Here is a 14,992-nt window from a genome sequence, read left to right as displayed (position 1 = left end):
CGGTAAATACAAGGAGTAAGAAATGACAAATGCAGTTATGCTTCAAGCTAAAGACGGCTTTACGCTGACTAGCGATATTATCAACGCTATGAAGCAGCTATTTGGCGAAAAAATCAACGTAATAGAACTTGACGGCGATATGATCGAGGCACTTATCGGCGAGATAAGCCAAACCGATGCTGCAAAACTAAAACGTACCGTTGAAAAACTAGACAAGGGCGAACTCAAATTTTATTCAGAAAATGAATTTTCGCAGCAGCTAGCCAAGCGAGGCTATCAGTGGTAATTAAATACGCCGGTGAGTTTTTGGATGAATTAGGCGAAATCGCCGATTATATCGCTAGAGATAGTAAATCAAGGGCAGATACTTTTATACAAAATTTAAAAGCCCAGATCATAAAAATCCCGGATATGCCTTACTCCTACCGCAAAAACAAGACTATCGACCGAGAAAACATAAGAGATTTAATTTTTAAAGGCTACACTGTTACTTTTTCGATCAGCGATAATGCGATAGAAATATTGGGGATCTATAAGCGAAATTTGACGCGTTTCTCCTAAAATGGCTTTGACAAGATGGATCTTCATACAAAGAAAACGGGCATTAGAAACCTTAAACCCCAAACCCCCTAAAATACGACATCCTACTCTTTAAGCTTCGCCCGGCCTTGCCGCCCATAAACCTTAAACTAAAAAATACCCCTTTCAAAAGCCCCTAAACTAGGGCTTTCCTCTCTTTTACTATTGAAAACAAACATTTTCATTAGCATTTAGCTATCGATCAAAGTCCGGATCTTGCTTAGAAGGTTTCTTTTTAAGCGGATTTTCTATCTCCACCATGTCTACAGTCAGGTTCTTTGGATTTTTTACTATTTGAGCATCAAAAGATAGGCCTTATTATACGGCTTATAGCGGAAAAGACGTAATATTCGCGATCATGGGCAAAAAAGACTTTGCTGCGCGCCTAATAGGTGGAATTTACAACGCTCTGATCTTTACGGCCGAGAACGAAAAGAAAAATCAGCTCGATCTAGATCAGTGGCAAACCGCCCAAGACAACCTAGCTCAAATCAAAAAAATAGCTAAGGAATGGGAAGAGCAAGGCAATAGGATTAAATGCTAATATATATTAAATACCAGCATTATTATAAATAATAAGAGTTATCATTTTTTACTATACTACAATTCAAGAAAAACTAAGTAGATTTATATAAATTTTTAAGCCGTCCTCTGCTATAATTCCCCCTGTAATTCGGATTTAAGGCTACTTAATACATTCAAGCAGCTCATAAGCCGCCAGTGGCGGACAAAGAGCAAAAAATCAACAAAACAGTAACATTTTACGGGCGTTTTTAAAACGTGATATTTATCAATGTTTTTTAAACAAGAGATTTCAGGCTAGGGCGTATTATGCCCTTAAATTTCGAATTACGCAAAAATTGTTTGAGTGAATAAAACCCCCTTTGTCCGAATTACAATAAACAAAAGGAGTTGTTAAGTGAAAAAAACAATTATAGCATTTTTAGTTGCGCTTTCAGTGATCCTCGCGGGTTGCAGCGCTTTATTTAGCGTTGGGCATAGCAATACCAACACTATAAACCAAACAAATCATAAAAAATAAAAAAGGATAGAAACATGTCAAGATTTCCAGGAATACCGGGACAACCACAACCAACACCAGGCGTTAATTATAACAGTCTTACGCTTGAGGACAAAGAAAAATACGTTATGATCATCTCTAGGCTACTAGGCTTACGAGCCGATGCTACGATAGAGCGTATTACTCCGGCGGTAGCCAAAAAGGTCGATGAGTTTCTCGACGAGGCTGCAAGATGCACCAAAAGGATCGAGAGAGTAAATAAAATTTTTATTGCGCTAGGTAGAGGCAATATTATGAAAGCCGCCAAAGAGCTTATAAAAATGTATATAGACAAGCTAGAGGATGATAAGGCAGACTATATTAACATAGCTTGCTACGTCATTTTAAAACGTAAATATGCCCAAGAGGTTCAGTATATCTTCTTTATGGAAGGGATTGGCGGTATATTTTAACCGCTTAGATAATAAAGCCTGATTTTGCGATCAGGCTTTATTTTTTAATTTTTTACTTCATCGTGCAAGCCACTTCATTTCCTAAATCGCAAGCCCTAGTATAAAATTTCTTAGCATTAGCCATATCGCCTTTTTTTTCATAGCTAAACCCGACCAACATGCAACCGTCGGCATTTTTTAAATTACAAGCTTTTTCATGAAATTCGGATCTTTTAGGGTGATTCTCATCCATTGAAAAATAAGCGTCAGATACTTTCAAACAAGCCTGCGCATCGCCGCCGTCGCATTTCTTGATATTATCCTCCAGTTCCCCGGCACTCAAATTTAAAGAGCATAGCCCGGCAACGACCATAGCTAAAACGATTTTTTTCATTGTTTTCCTTTTGATGAGATTAGCTTTTATTATATCAAACATCCCACCTATTTACAACCCCAACTTTTTGCGCTATAATTCTAAAAAATAGTTAAATATTTTATAGGGCGAGCATACCGCCCGTATATACGTAATGCTTTCGCATTTCGTATAACGTTCGGTGCTCGTAAGGGGGCAAATCCCCCTTAACCCCCTTAAGCGACTCGTGCCGTAACAATTGAGAGGTTTAAATTTGATCGATAACTCGTCCGTAGAAAATAAAATTTTAATTTGCTGCATATACGTTGTAGCACTAGGTATCGTCTTTATGCTAGGCTGGCTGATATTCTCTTCAGTCTTTTTTCTATTAGCCTGTTTGCTGGGAGTTATCATACCTTTATGGTTTTTAAGCGAAATTTTAAGCTGGATTAAAGGCAGGAGTAATGACTGACGATCAGAACAAAAGCTTTCCAAAAAGCAAAAAAAGAGCTGGAAAAACTAGAACCATCACAAAAATAATGCGTCTTACGCCGGAGGAGTGGAATAAAATTCAAGAAAAAATGGATGAGAACGGGGGAGTAAATTTTACCAAATACGCCGTAAATTCGATGCTATCGCGATCTCTTACGAAAACGCCACTCACAAAAGAGCTTATCCTTGAGTTATCGCGCCAGGGTAATAACCTCAATCAAATCGCTACGAGGCTCAACAAGGGCGAAAGTCTTGACAAGGTAGGGTTAAGTATTATATCAAGGTCGTTTGAAGCCCTAAGGGGCATCTATAAGCTTCTAAACAGCAAACATCAAGACGAGCAAAAAAGCAAAAAACGATGATAGTCAAATTTCTACCCAGTAAAAGCGGCGGCGGTATAGGTAGCGTTAATTACGTCCTCAACGAAAGAGTACAGCAGGGTACGGCAAAAATTTTAAAGGGCGACGAGGCTCAAACTAGGGCTATCATAAGCCAAATTTCAAAAAAACAAAAGGTATGCTTCGGAGTTTTAAGCTTTCAAGAAAGCGCCGCAAGAATATCAGAACAAACTAAGCTAGAGATAATGGCTGACTTTGAACGCACGCTACTAGGCGACTTTATGAAAGAGCGCGTAAATATCTTGTGGGTGCAGCACGAAGACAAAGGCGGTAGGCTGGAGCTAAATTTCATCATCCCGAAAATAGACCTGGTCACGGGAACGAGCTTTAATCCGTTTTTCTACTCAAAACCCGACCTTACCAGGATCGATCTTTGGAAAAAAGCCGTAAATCTCGAATACGGCTTTAGCGATCCTGACGATCCTGGCAGAAAAAATACTATAAGCGCAAGCAAAAAAGACATTAAAAACTACGCAAACGTTGAAGCTTTGGATAAAACCTTACACGAGCTAGTAGAAGCTGGAATAATCAAAAGCAGGGCTCAAATGTTAGAACTGCTACGCGATGAAAATATACAAATCAGCCGGGAGACTAAAAACTCGATCACTGTGATCCTGCCGGGTAGTACCAAAAAAAATAGACTTCAAGGAGGAATTTATGCAGATTTCAAAGACGCTAGAGAGCTTGAAGAGCGCGGCGCAGAAACAATCCGAAGAATACGTCAATATCATAACCGAGATATTCAATCAGAAATTCAACAATACCGAGACCAAATTAACGAACTTGTATCAAAGCGAGATGAATACAATATCGGAGAATTTGAACTCAAAACTAGAAAGCATCGAGCAAAAAGCAGAATCGACATTCAGCAAGATAGAAGACTCAGCCAAGCAGACCAACGCCTACAAATGGACGACCTTGGCTCTAACGGCGATATTATTCGCGCTGATCGGAGCAGGCTCGGGCATATGGATAACCTGGAACAAAATAAACCCGGCAACGCAGTGGCAAATTCCGCAGGAAATGAGATACGTCGAGAGAACCAAGAGCAAAAAAGCGACCAATTATTTCCTCGAAATACCCAAAGAGAAAGTGCAAACGGATGGCAATATGGCTTACATACACATCAAGACGATCGAGGATTAAGCGATGATGACGGCATTAGAAGAGGAATTGATAACAGAAAACGAGAGATTGACGCAGCAAGTCAAGCAATTGCTCCTAGAGTTGAAACAAGAGCGAGACTACAGCAACGATCTAGCGATGAGGCTAAACGACTGGAAAGCGACAGACGAAAAAGAAATCAACGAGCTGCTGCAGAACATCAAGAACGAATACGAGAGCGTTATAGACGACTTGACGAAGAAAATACAAATCAATGGACAGAATATAGAGCTATTAGAAAAAGAGATGACGAGATACGAAAACTATATCAAGACGCAAGAAGAGCAGTTGAACAACTATTCCAGCGAGCTAAATCAACTATTGGCAACCTTATCGAGCATGCAAAACGGCTGATTCTCGAGCAAAAAGAGGAGCAAGACCGAGAAAAGCGCAAACGTAGCGGTAGCGGTATGGGGCTGAGCAGATAATTCACATTATCCTCTAAAAGAGGTAGCCTTGCGGCGCTTTAGCGCATAAGCAAGGCGGAATAGGGGGTAAGGGGGCGGTGCGCAGTGCGTAAGCACAAGCACGTACACACGCCCCGGTTCCGATTGTGTTTAAGCCAATTTTTGCGATTTTTTGCGACGAAGTTTTCTTTTAACCTCTTTTTTAAATTCTTTTATATCTTTTAGGGTCTCGCTAGAGCCGTGATACCAAGGGGTTTAGACATCATACAATAATAGATTTTCCGAAATACAATAATAGATTTTCCTTTTATACAATAATAGATTTTCCGAAATACAATAATAGATTTTCCGCTACTTTTCTATTATAAAAAATAATATATGGTATTGATTTATTATTCTATTTTTTATATAATACAATAATAAAATAATATATGGATTATTGTATGAACGAAGTCGTTAAATATTCAAACGAGCTACACGAGCTAAAATTTAATACTCTCACGGAAGCGCAACAAAACGTATTTTTTACTATCTTGCAACAGTTTAGAAATACGGACGGCTACATATTAGAACTTGATTTTTATAAAGTATTCGAGTTGGCTCAAGTAGCTGACAGCAGTAGCTATCGAAAAGAAATCTTAGATAAGCTCGGTAAGCTGCAAGAGTTTAAATTTCGGTATGAAATCAATGATGAAGGGGATTTACGGCAAGAGATTATTTTTCCCATGCTTGAAACAGACACCAAAAATAGAATTTTAAGAGTTCAGGTATCACAAGGTTTTAAGGATCGCTATATTTCAAGCCCACTAAAAGGCTGGACAAGGTATGAATTAGCCGAGTTTGTGGGGCTTAGCGGGACGTATGCAAAGACCATTTATCGATATTTGAAGCAGTTTAGGCAAACTGGTTTATGGCATATTAAATATAAAGACTTCAAGGAGCTTTTAGGGATACCCGAAAGCTATCAAGCGTGCAATATAGACCAGCAAATTTTAAAGCCAGCAATAAGAGAACTATCAGCAGAACGCAACCTGTTTGATCAGCGACGAGCACCGTTTAAGGGGCTTATGATAAAAAAGATTAAAAGCGGGCGAAATATCGATGCGCTAGAATTCTACTTTGAGCCGCAGCCTATAAGCGACATCGAGCACGACAAAAAAGAGAATCGCCGAAATTTAGACACGATCGCGAGCGACATCAAGCGCCAGGATATGCTTAGAGAGTTAAAGCGCAGCAATCCTATCACGGGCAAAGCCGTCAATGACTTTGACCCGTACATAGGCAGATACCTACGCATATACAACGAAAAAATGAACGTCACGGATATACTAAAAATTCAAAGCTTCGAGCAAAGCGGGGAGCAAATAGAAGTCAAGCTTTTCAACGTCGATGACGAATACTCGACCGTAATGAGATTTGACAATTTCAAGCACTTTAAAAATACTTTCGAGAGATACGGAGACTAAATGACGACAATCAAGGACGAACCCGGCTTAAACGAAGCAGATCAAAAAGAGCTTGAGAAAATCATCGCCGCAGACGATCGCGGCGAAATAGAATATATACTCTTTGAAGAATTCGACCGCAATATGAAAAACTTTTTGAAGAGCTTAGCCGCGCAAAATGCGAACTAGAAAAAAATCGGGTATTTTTTTGCCGCTCTTTATCCACAAGTAGCCGACGACGAAACTAGCCAGCAAGACCAACGGAACGTATAGGCCAATATTACTCCGACTGCACAGACCTTAAAGCCGACCAGCATATAATAATCGCACTAACAACCATAAAGAAAGCGATCACAAACGAACTCATTTTATCCTCCTATTTCTTCAATTCTCTAATTTCTTTTAAAATTTTTTTGGCATGCATAGTGCCTAAAATTATACCAATAAAAAGGACGACGGCGACTCCGCAAGCCCCGTAAAAAATAATCGCATCATCAAAATTTTTATAATGCGTAGCGATCCAGCTTACAAGAGCAGCAAAAGCGGTCATAAAAAATCCGATATAAAATTTTAACAGCCCTAGTCGCTCTTTTGCTTCATCTAATTTCGGCATTTTTTACCTCTGTTTTTGCTATATTGTAGCATTTTTTTAAACCTCATAGAACTTTTGCCTTGCTTGCTGAGAACTTTCGCCCTATCCATTCATCTGCCTAGTTATTAAATTTCTAAGTATTTGATTTTTACTGATGCCTTTTTCTTTGGCTTCTTTGGCTAGAAACTCCATCTCATCATCAGACAAATAGGCCGTCATCTGACGAGTCGGTGGATTTTCGGATTTTGGGCGTCCTAGTTTTTTATACTTGGCTAGAACAGCCTCTAACTCCGAGATCTTGTCTAGTTTCGCCGTTTGATCGTCCGCCTCCGCAAATCCGGTAGCAACCTCGTCGTTTAGTTTAAAATTTGAAAGATTCTTCATGCTAGGCCTTATTTTTTATGTACTCGATAATTTTATAGTATTGCAAATAGAAGTCTTTATACTGTGATCTTGATAAACCGTTTTGATTATAGAGCTCTGCAAAGCTCATGCCGTTTGCAATAGCGTTTTCAAATATCGCCGATCTTTTTAAAAGCATGTATTCGACGTCGTTTTTAAATCCAGCTCCCTTCAAGGCCTCTATAATAGTTCCCAGATCTCCCTTGTTCACAACGTCCGTCACCAAAACCATCATATTTTTAGTATAGTCTTTTATTTGATTATAGGTTTCTGCGGCTTTAAAAACAGAGTTTATTTTTGGAGTAACTGGCATGATTACAATATTGCACTCTTTTAGTATACTTAACACCCCAGGAGCTACAAAACCGCCAAAATCATACACTGTATTATCTGCTAGTTTACAAGGATTAGAAAACACGGCTTTATCGTATATCTGAGTAATTACAGAATTATCATTGGTCTGTAAATTTAAGCCCAGATCTTTTGCCAAACTAAAAGCCAAAGGCGTTTTGCCTACTCCACCTTTAGAATTAATTATCGCTATTCTCATACAAAGCTCCTTAAGTATTTTCTAAAAATTATAACTTATTTTATATTAACAACTTTTTAATATAAATAATTTGTTATATATAATAATTTATATTATTTTATAAGTTGTAAAATAATATAAGTTATAAAATAGCTCTAATATTTTTATACTATCTGCTTTTGTCTAATAATTCTATTTTTAACCATAGTATTCTTTTTAAGAAAAACTCCTTTGAAAATTTTTTAACCTATTCCAATCCTATATTATTCCTTAAAAATAAAAATCAAATTATTTTTATAATATCTTATTTCATATTAAGACCATTAAAAGAATGTTGCACTATAATTCTTTTAATATTTTGATACAAAAAATCATAATTATCATAAAGGATTTTAAATGAGATTAGCTATCAGTCTGGCTGCGGCTGCGACGGCGCTGCTCGCAAACGGCGCAAATCCCGACGTCATAAAGCCGATAAAGGATTTTACGCCTCCACCGCCATATACGCCAAACATCGCCCAAAGCGCATTACCCGAAAATCAATTCGACCGCGCGCCAAGGGATGATTATTTTTTCGTGACGGATTTGCTCGATAATTCGATGGATAAATTTCACGTCGCGGGCGGATTTTACGGCAGGACGTTTTACGGCTCGGGACTTTTTAAATACCGCGGCGCAAATTTCTATACGATTTTAAACGCGAACTTTTCTAAAGCCAACCGCTATAAAGACGGCGGCGGCAGAGAGTGGAACTACGGCTACGCTAGGCAAGGGCAAAGCGCGGTAGTGGGTTTCGTACCTAGCGAGCTAAGCGAGTTTAGATTTACGCTCGTGCACGATAATATCGACGACGACAAGCAGCCTCACCATACTGCCGACTCGATAAAGACGCAACGATATATCGGTAAGTTTAACGCCAGGCTAGGTAAAGAGGATTTATCTAATACGTTAAATTTTGAAATAGCATTGCGCGACGTGAGCAGAAGAAACGACAATTATCATTTGCGCCGCGTGGACCCTTTTAGTATGGTAAAGGTAGAAGTAGATAGAAAGATTATAGATACGGAGCTAAAATACGATGTTGATTTTTCAAACTGGCACAATGTGGTCGGTACAGGATATCAACACGATAATCACGAGGGCAAAAGATATCGTAAAATAGGCAATGATTGGGTTTTAAACGGCTTTAGGTTTGCAGACGTAACGAATAAAAAAACGAGAGTTTTTGATACGCTAAGCTATAAATTTACTGACGCGCACAAGCTCAGCCTAGCTCTAAACTACGACTGGATGAAGTCGAATTTAAATGATTTAAATACGGTTTATAACGGAGCAAGCGCGATAAATACCGTCGCTAAGCTTATTAAACAAATTTACGGCAAAGACTTTGACGGCAATATAAAACAGAATGGCTTAAGCGCTAGCCTAAAATACGACTTCACGCCCAATAAGCAAGATAATTACTATGTGGCTATAGAGAGTCTTTATCGTATGCCGAGCAATATGGAACGCTTTAGCAGTCTCTATGGGCCGACTACTAGAGGCTGGATCAGCAATCCGTTTATTAAGCCTGAGCGCCACAACCGCGTAAATTTGGGCTTTACTTATAAGAGCGAATTTTATAAAGAATACATGAGTTCGCGTCAGGGCGAGGATAGCTTTAGCGTGGGCGGGCACTTTATCGCAGACGACGCGCAGGATCTGATTATCTACGATCGTCGCCACTCTGTCGCGGCCTTGCCGATAAATAAAAACGCCGTTATCACGCGCAACGTCGATGCTAGAATTTACAGCGTAAATTTGCGCGGCGAGTATAATTTCGCGCGAAATTTCGGGTTAAAAACATTGCTATTTTACAACTATGGACAAAACAAAACCGACGGCAGACCGCTCTATCAGATCCGCCCGTTTGAGGCAAATTTGGCATTTGATTACAAAGACTACGCGAGCTTTGGCAGCTACAACATCGGCACCGCGGTGCGCTACGTGGCAAAGCAAAATAGGGGAGATTTCGATAAATCCACTGGCTTTGGCATCGACAAGCGCGAAGCGGCCAAGAGCTTTACGACGATGGACGTTTACGGCGGATTTGAGTTTAAAAATAGCTGGGGCGTGAGGCTTGGGGTCACAAATATATTTGATAAAGATTACGCCGAGTTTATTAGCGGCGAGCACGTAGGTGCGCTAGATCCAGATCCGGTGGTGCGTGCGCCGGGGAGGGCGGTGTTTGTCAGTTTTCACTCTAGTTTTTAAAGACAACTATCTGTATAGCAAGGAGATACAATATGAATAGACGAGGTTTTTTAGGATTTGGCGCGGCGATTGGCGCTACAGCTTTTGCACCGAGCCTTTTTGCGAAGGAAAACTTTACGATGTGGGGCGCGCCGGCAATTCCTAGCGTAATAATGGCCGTAGCAAGCCTACAAGGCGAGCTAGCAAAGACTCATGACGTGAGGTTACGTATTTGGAATAGTACGGATCAACTCCGAGCAGGCGTAGCTAATGGAGAAATAAAAATTACTATGGCGCCATCAAACGTGGGAGCAAACATGCGAAATCACGGCTTAAATTTAGCTATGCTAAATTTGCTTAGCCTTGGTACGATACAAGCCATGGTAAAAGATGAGAATATAAAAACTTTTGAAGATTTTATCGGCAAAAAATTAATAATTCCTTTTAAGGGCGACATGCCTGATTTGGTTCTGCGAGCGCTTTGTAAAAAACGAGGAATAGATATTTCCAAAATAGACATTACGTATACGCAGACGCCGCCGGAAGCTGCAGGGCTATTTCTACAAAGAGATTATGATATTTTAATCGTTCCTCAACCTCTTCCGGCAGCAACCATACTGCGCGGGAAGAAAATGGGGGTAGCAGTACATTATGGAGTAGATATCCCTAAGGTATGGGGAGAAAGCTTTAATACCAAGCCGTACATTCCGATGGCAGGCATTATAGTCGACGTAGATTTTTATAAAGCAAATTTGCCTCTATTTGATACGCTTCATAGCGACTTAACTAACGCTCTATCTTGGATCAAAGACAACAAGCAAAGCGCTGCCAAAATAGGAGCCGAATATCTACCGGTTCCAGAGCCGGCACTGGTTAATGCATTTGATAGGGCAAATTTGACGGTAACAAAAGCTCGCGATATGCAAGATGAGATAATGTCATTTTTTGAAACTATTTTTGAGTTTAATCCAAAGCTTTTGGGCGGTAAGATGCCCGACAAGAGTTTATTTCTATAAATTTATAAAAAAAGGATAATGTTATGTTAAAACATATTTTGTGCTTATTATTTATTTCTCTAAATATTTCGTTTGCTATGACAAACGAACAGATTGATGAATTTATATCAAAAAATAGCGTAGATATTCAGACTTTAAATGGAGTCCCAAATAAAGTTTACGCCAGTAATCCGCCGTTACTATTTTTGCTATATGCCGTTGCTCCCGAGAAAGTCAGCGGTATAAATTCTAGTTTCGGCAAAAGAGAAAAGCCGTACCTAAAAGAGAGCATGATTAACCAGCCGGTAGTAGGAGGATTTTTCGGGCAAGGCAAAATTCCAAATATGGAAATGCTTTTAAAGCTAGATCCTGATTTGATACTGGTAAATTCTGATTCTAAAAATACTCAAAAGAAATTCAAAGAAACCCTGGGTGGCATAAAAAAACCTATGCTATACTTAAAAGGCTATGAATTAGAAGACTATATCGACTCTCTTGAAGTTTTGGGTAAAATTTTAGATAAGCAAGATAGAGTAAAAAAGCTAATAGAGTATTCTAAAAAAACCATGGATATTTCAAAAGAGCTTAATGAATATATAGTAAAAAACTCGGTTGTTAAGCCCAAAATATACTATGCCGAAGATCCCGACGGACTAGCTACCGAATGCGAGGGCTCATGGCACACTAGGCTTATAGAGCTAAGCGGTGCCGAAAATGTGCATAAATGCAGCGGAAACCCGGATGCTACGGCTTATGGGCACATCAAAATTAGCTTTGAACAAATAGCCGAATACGATCCTGATATTATATTAATTTTCGAGAAGAGCTTTTATGATAAAATCTATGACGATCCTAAATGGCAAATACTAAAAGCCGTAAAAAATAAAAGAGCTTATTACTTACCTCGCGAACCGTTTTCTTGGTTTGATCGTCCGCCTTCATTTATGAGATTCATAGGGCTTAAATGGCTTATAAATTTAACTCATCCTGATGTATTTAAATTCAATATGAATAAGGAAGTTAAGGACTTTTATAAATTATTCCTAGAGGTTGACGTAAGCGACAACCAAGTAAAAGAGCTTATAGGTGAGTAAAAAAGCCTTTACGTTTTTAAGTATCTTATTGCTAGGGTTTATGTTGCTTTCTGTACTAATAGGAAAATACGGCTTTAATGCGGAAGATTATCTAATATATTTTAAAGCCGTTATAAAAGGCGAAGACTTAAAAAATTATCAAGTTATGCATACTTTGATAACGGAAATTCGCCTTCCTAGAATAATGGCCTGCATTATAATAGGCGCTAGTTTGGCTATTTCTGGCTCAGCATATCAAGCCATGTTTGTAAATCCTCTAGTAAGTCCATCAATACTTGGGGTTTTAAGCGGTGCCGGATTCGGCGCCGCCATAGGAATGTTTTTCGGATTAAACGAATATCTCATTCAGCTTAGTACCTTTGCGTTTGGTTTTATAGCGGTACTAACGGCCTTAAGTATATCGGCCTTTTATTCACGCTCCGGCAGTATTATAGTATTGGTTCTTGGTGGCGTTATTAGCGGCTCTCTTTTTACGTCTTTACTATCAGCATTAAAATACGCAGCCGATCCAAATGACTCATTGCCGGCTATTACTTATTTTTTAATGGGTAGCCTAGGGTTTGCTTCGAAGAATTTTATTCAAATTTCGATTTTGCCGATGTTTGTAGGAATACTATTGTTGGCCTTTAGCGGCAAATATTTAAATGCGCTGAGTCTGGGAGAAGAAGAGGCTAAAAGTCTGGGCATAAATGTTACTAGGGTTAAAATTTTCGTTATTTTAGTTGCTACCTTTATCAGTGCCCTAAGCGTAACGATAGCCGGTATTATCGGTTGGATAGGCCTTATAGTTCCACATATGGCTCGTTTTATATTCGGAGCGGATAATCGCACCGTATTGTCTAGTTCAGCTATAATAGGTGCTATATTTTTACTCTTTTGCGATAACTTTTCGAGACTTATGTTTACTTTTGAAGTCCCGATAGGTATAGTAACTTCACTGTTTGGAATACCTATATTTATTTTAGTGCTTCGTAGAGCTAAAAAGAGTTTTTAATGATAGAAATCAGAAACCTAAAATTCGGGTACAAAGATAAGAATATACTAAACGGTATAAGTTTTAGTATCAAAAAAGGCGATACGCTTAGTATTCTGGGCGCAAACGGTAGCGGTAAAAGCACCCTCCTGCGTATTATGCTCGGGTTTTTAAAATTCGAGGGTACGGTAAATATATGCGGTAAAAGCGTAAGGAATTACGAAAAAAAAGAACTTGCAAGGCTTATAGCCTACGTTCCTCAAACGCATGCCCCGTCATATGAATATAGCGTATTTGACATAGTATTAATGGGCGCATTGTGCAGAACGTCTTTATTTTCTAACTTTAGCCTTGCCGATAAAAAACTTGCCGAGTATGCATTGGAAAGAATGGGTATTTTAGAGCTAAAAGATGAACTTTATACTAGAATAAGCGGCGGACAAAGGCAGCTGGCATATATCGCTAGAACCTTAGTACAAGGCGCCAAAGTTATTTTTATGGACGAACCTACGACCGGGCTTGACTTCGGCAATCAAATCAAACTACTTGAAATGATAAAGACGCTAAAAGACGAGGGGTATACTTTCGTACAAACCACTCATTACCCTCGTCACGCTAAATTTGTTTCAAATCTAGTATTGTTTTTAAAAGACGGCAAGATACTAGATTTTGGAAAGTGCGATGAATTGATAAATCCATCAAATATAGATAAGATTTACGGAATAGATTATCAAAAATATGAGGACAAATTATGATATTACCTTCTAATTACGATAGGCTGGATTTCAATAAGCTTTATAAGGAGCAAAGAACAAATAGCTCTTTTATTAGGAAATCAGTAGCCAAATGGGATGTTAAGGCAGCAAGCTTTAGTGAGAGCGTACTTAAGAGCGACTATGTTAAAGACTTTATCTCAAGAGTCGATTTTGATGGCGTAAGAACGCTTCTTGATTTCGCATGCGGTGCCGGAGCATTAAGCATAGCTGCAGCAAATAAGGTAGATAAAATTTACGGTTATGATTTTTCGTCGAAAATGCTAGAATTCGCAGAACAAAACTCTCGGGATTTTAATTGTAAAAATATTGAATTCGCGCAAAAAGCATTCGAAGACGACTTTAGCGACGTACCTGAGTGCGATATTACGTTTGCATCTCGTTGCCTTGACGTAGATGACTTAAAATTGGCTCTAGAAAAACTGCTTTCCAAGACTAAAAAGGCTCTTTATATTACTTTTAAAGTCGGTAGTTTCATTAATGAAGACGTTTTAAATGCTCTCGGGAGCAACATTGAAAAAAGGCCAGACTTTATATATTTAATAAATATTTTATTCCAAATGGGATATCTTCCAAAGCTAGAGTATATACAAACTTCATGCAGTGATGGAATGCCTGAAACTATTGACGATCTTGTTAAAAAAATCCAATGGGGACTTTCGAGAGAGCTTACGGAGCCGGAAGTTTATAATCTCAATAAGTACTTTAACAGCAACCGCTTTGAGCAAAAACAAGAATATATGAACTGGGCTTTCATAAGAGTAGATAAATATAATACTAAAAAATAGGGGTCTACGACCGCTGCAATAAGTGTTTATTATAGTAACTTAAATGGTACCTATAAAATGATTGGCAATGCAGTGCCAGTGAATCTCGCATTTGAAATAGCAAGAGAGATTAGATTGGCACTGCAACCTTAAACTCCAAACCCCCTAAAATACGACATCCTACTCTTTAAGCTTCGCCCGGCCTTGCCGCCCATAAACCTTAAACTAAAAAATACCCCTTTCAAAAGCCCCTAAACTAGGGCTTTCCTCTCTTTTACTATTGAAAACAAACATTTTCATTAGCATTTAGCTATCGATCAAAGTCCGGATCTTGCTTAGAAGGTTT

At 38.8% G+C, this 14,992-nt stretch carries 18 protein-coding genes and 1 pseudogene; 15 read left to right on the top strand and 4 right to left on the bottom strand.

What is annotated here, in order from left to right; all coding sequences use genetic code 11:
- Positions 1-22 precede the first annotated feature (22 nt).
- The 4 genes from EE116_RS12275 to EE116_RS12260 all read left to right on the top strand — a co-directional run bounded on the left by EE116_RS12275 (position 23) and on the right by EE116_RS12260 (position 2,052).
- On the top strand, positions 23-286 hold the full coding sequence (locus EE116_RS12275) for a hypothetical protein (RefSeq protein WP_122874731.1): 264 nt from the start codon (positions 23-25) through the stop codon (positions 284-286).
- Entirely contained in the window at positions 280-561 is a 282-nt protein-coding gene (locus EE116_RS12270) for a type II toxin-antitoxin system RelE/ParE family toxin (RefSeq protein WP_122874730.1), read from the top strand. The genes EE116_RS12275 and EE116_RS12270 overlap by 7 nt, the downstream gene beginning before the upstream one ends.
- 376 nt (positions 562-937) lie before the next feature.
- Complete coding sequence (locus EE116_RS12265; protein WP_122874725.1) at positions 938-1,123, top strand: hypothetical protein; 186 nt, start codon at positions 938-940, stop codon at positions 1,121-1,123.
- 512 nt (positions 1,124-1,635) lie between these two features.
- Positions 1,636-2,052 (top strand): hypothetical protein, encoded by a 417-nt coding sequence (locus EE116_RS12260; RefSeq protein ID WP_122874724.1) that lies wholly within the window; start codon positions 1,636-1,638, stop codon positions 2,050-2,052.
- Positions 2,053-2,104: 52 nt separating this feature from the next.
- On the opposite strand, the gene EE116_RS12255 is transcribed toward EE116_RS12260, so the two are convergent.
- Positions 2,105-2,425 carry an SEL1-like repeat protein gene (locus EE116_RS12255; RefSeq protein ID WP_122874723.1) on the bottom strand — a complete coding sequence of 107 codons (321 nt, stop codon included), beginning with the start codon at positions 2,423-2,425 and terminating at the stop codon, positions 2,105-2,107.
- Between the two features lie 422 nt (positions 2,426-2,847).
- On the opposite strand from EE116_RS12255, the gene EE116_RS12250 reads away from it, so the two are divergent.
- The 4 genes from EE116_RS12250 to EE116_RS12530 all read left to right on the top strand — a co-directional run bounded on the left by EE116_RS12250 (position 2,848) and on the right by EE116_RS12530 (position 6,478).
- Complete coding sequence (locus EE116_RS12250) at positions 2,848-3,237, top strand: plasmid mobilization protein (RefSeq protein WP_122874722.1); 390 nt, start codon at positions 2,848-2,850, stop codon at positions 3,235-3,237.
- On the top strand, positions 3,234-4,865 hold the full coding sequence (locus tag EE116_RS12245) for a mobilization protein (RefSeq protein ID WP_122874721.1): 1,632 nt from the start codon (positions 3,234-3,236) through the stop codon (positions 4,863-4,865). The genes EE116_RS12250 and EE116_RS12245 overlap by 4 nt, the downstream gene beginning before the upstream one ends.
- A gap of 422 nt (positions 4,866-5,287) precedes the next feature.
- Entirely contained in the window at positions 5,288-6,310 is a 1,023-nt protein-coding gene (locus EE116_RS12240; protein WP_163028092.1) for a replication initiation protein, read from the top strand.
- Positions 6,311-6,478, top strand: coding sequence for a hypothetical protein (locus EE116_RS12530; RefSeq protein ID WP_163028091.1), 168 nt, complete (start codon positions 6,311-6,313; stop codon positions 6,476-6,478).
- 187 nt (positions 6,479-6,665) lie between these two features.
- Here the strand turns inward: EE116_RS12530 and EE116_RS12235 are convergent, their stop codons facing one another.
- The 3 genes from EE116_RS12235 to EE116_RS12225 all read right to left on the bottom strand — a co-directional run bounded on the left by EE116_RS12235 (position 6,666) and on the right by EE116_RS12225 (position 7,833).
- Positions 6,666-6,902 (bottom strand): hypothetical protein, encoded by a 237-nt coding sequence (locus EE116_RS12235; RefSeq protein ID WP_122874719.1) that lies wholly within the window; start codon positions 6,900-6,902, stop codon positions 6,666-6,668.
- An 81-nt stretch (positions 6,903-6,983) separates the two neighbouring features.
- A complete protein-coding gene (locus EE116_RS12230; protein WP_122874718.1) occupies positions 6,984-7,265 on the bottom strand; it encodes a hypothetical protein in 282 nt (93 codons plus the stop codon).
- A 1-nt stretch (position 7,266) separates the two neighbouring features.
- Entirely contained in the window at positions 7,267-7,833 is a 567-nt protein-coding gene (locus EE116_RS12225; RefSeq protein ID WP_163028090.1) for a ParA family protein, read from the bottom strand.
- A gap of 375 nt (positions 7,834-8,208) precedes the next feature.
- Between EE116_RS12225 and EE116_RS12220 the strand changes: the two genes are divergently transcribed.
- The 7 genes and pseudogenes from EE116_RS12220 to EE116_RS13160 all read left to right on the top strand — a co-directional run.
- Positions 8,209-10,065 (top strand): TonB-dependent receptor domain-containing protein, encoded by a 1,857-nt coding sequence (locus EE116_RS12220; RefSeq protein WP_122874716.1) that lies wholly within the window; start codon positions 8,209-8,211, stop codon positions 10,063-10,065.
- Positions 10,066-10,097: 32 nt separating this feature from the next.
- Entirely contained in the window at positions 10,098-11,060 is a 963-nt protein-coding gene (locus EE116_RS12215) for an ABC transporter substrate-binding protein (RefSeq protein WP_122874729.1), read from the top strand.
- A 23-nt stretch (positions 11,061-11,083) separates the two neighbouring features.
- Complete coding sequence (locus tag EE116_RS12210) at positions 11,084-12,133, top strand: ABC transporter substrate-binding protein (protein WP_122874728.1); 1,050 nt, start codon at positions 11,084-11,086, stop codon at positions 12,131-12,133.
- A complete protein-coding gene (locus tag EE116_RS12205) occupies positions 12,126-13,127 on the top strand; it encodes a FecCD family ABC transporter permease (RefSeq protein WP_122874727.1) in 1,002 nt (333 codons plus the stop codon). The genes EE116_RS12210 and EE116_RS12205 overlap by 8 nt, the downstream gene beginning before the upstream one ends.
- A complete protein-coding gene (locus EE116_RS12200) occupies positions 13,127-13,861 on the top strand; it encodes an ABC transporter ATP-binding protein (protein ID WP_103593415.1) in 735 nt (244 codons plus the stop codon). Before EE116_RS12205 ends, EE116_RS12200 begins: the two co-directional genes overlap by 1 nt.
- Complete coding sequence (locus tag EE116_RS12195; protein WP_122874726.1) at positions 13,858-14,667, top strand: class I SAM-dependent methyltransferase; 810 nt, start codon at positions 13,858-13,860, stop codon at positions 14,665-14,667. The genes EE116_RS12200 and EE116_RS12195 overlap by 4 nt, the downstream gene beginning before the upstream one ends.
- Positions 14,668-14,697: 30 nt before the next feature.
- A pseudogene (locus tag EE116_RS13160) lies at positions 14,698-14,799 on the top strand (DNA cytosine methyltransferase); the annotation flags it as partial.
- Positions 14,800-14,992 lie beyond the last annotated feature (193 nt).

The sequence above is a fragment of the Campylobacter showae genome (genome assembly GCF_900573985.1).
Taxonomy (GTDB): Bacteria; Campylobacterota; Campylobacteria; order Campylobacterales; family Campylobacteraceae; genus Campylobacter_A; species Campylobacter_A showae_E.
This window is presented reverse-complemented; position numbering and strand designations above follow the sequence as displayed.